General features: G+C 62.0%; 2 protein-coding genes and 1 pseudogene. All 3 read right to left on the bottom strand.

Annotated elements, in window-relative coordinates:
* Positions 1–96, bottom strand: a pseudogene (locus ENZ75_RS35485) (N-acetyltransferase); the annotation flags it as partial.
* 120 nt (positions 97–216) lie between these two features.
* Positions 217–486: a 50S ribosomal protein L27 gene (gene rpmA, locus ENZ75_RS32685; protein WP_013529063.1), complete on the bottom strand. Its 270-nt coding sequence runs from the start codon at positions 484–486 to the stop codon at positions 217–219.
* Positions 487–583: 97 nt separating this feature from the next.
* A partial coding sequence (locus ENZ75_RS32680; protein WP_128278657.1) for a bL21 family ribosomal protein occupies positions 584–1,066 on the bottom strand: 483 nt, incomplete at its 5' end.

The raw sequence follows: 1,066 nt of genomic DNA, 5'->3' as shown, positions 1-1,066 counted from the left end.
CTCGTGGGGCGCCCGCATCACCAGCCGCTCGGTGACCAGCACCGGGCAGTCTATCGCGTAACTTTCGTCTTCTGAGTCTTCCGCTTCGGCAACCATTTGAAAGTCCTCCAGGCACAAGAAAAAGGGGAGATGGAAACCCATCTCCCCTGATCCTTTTCCTGGCTTTGCCAGACACCGGTTCCCGAGATGGGCGCCGGTGTTCTAGTGCGGAACCGGCTACTCCGCGGCTTTGGCAATCGGGTTGACCGATACGTAGGTTCGGCCGTTGGCTTTTTTGTTGAACGTCACGGCGCCGGTCTCGAGCGCAAAAAGCGTATGGTCCGTGCCCATGCCGACATTGACGCCGGGATGCCACGTGGTGCCGCGTTGACGAATGATGATGTTGCCCGGGATGACGGCTTCGCCGCCGAACTTCTTCACGCCCAGACGCTTGGAATGCGAGTCGCGACCGTTGCGCGACGAGCCGCCAGCTTTCTTGTGTGCCATCTAACTAACTCCGTTGCGCCGCAAGGCGCCTAAAAGGCCTTATGAACGCGTTCGCGTTCCGTTTCAAGTCCGATCCGGCGACCTGGTCGCCAGAAAATTACTTCGCCGCCAATTCCTTGGCCTGCTCGCGCCAGTCCTTGATCTGGTCGGCGCTGAAGGGCATGTGCTCGTCGATCTTGGCGACATCCTTGTCGGTCAGCTTGGCGAGCTGCGCGAAGGTGATGATGCCCTGCTCGTTGAGATCCTTGGCTGCGACCGGGCCGATGCCCTTGATCACGGTCAGATCGTCCGGCTCACCCTTGGGCGCCTTGAACAGCGGCGCTGCCGCGGTCTCGGCTGCCTTTGTCTCGGCTGCCTTGGCCTTGGGCTCCTTCTTCGGCGCGGCTTCCGCCTGCACCTCGGTGGCGGCCTCGGCCTTCACCTTCTTCGGCGCCTTGACCGCTGCCGTCTTCGTCGGCTTGGCGCCACCCAGCAGGATCTCGGAGATCCGCACGGTGGTCAAAAGCTGGCGATGGCCGATCTTGCGGCGCGAATTCTGCCGGCGGCGCTTCTTGAAGGCGATGACGGTGCGGTTCTTGCC

The sequence above is a fragment of the Mesorhizobium sp. M7A.F.Ca.CA.002.04.1.1 genome (assembly GCF_004022805.1).
Classification (GTDB): Bacteria; Pseudomonadota; Alphaproteobacteria; order Rhizobiales; family Rhizobiaceae; genus Mesorhizobium; species Mesorhizobium ciceri.
The sequence above is the reverse complement of the archived record's forward strand: the minus strand, read 5'-3'. Positions and strand labels throughout refer to the sequence as shown.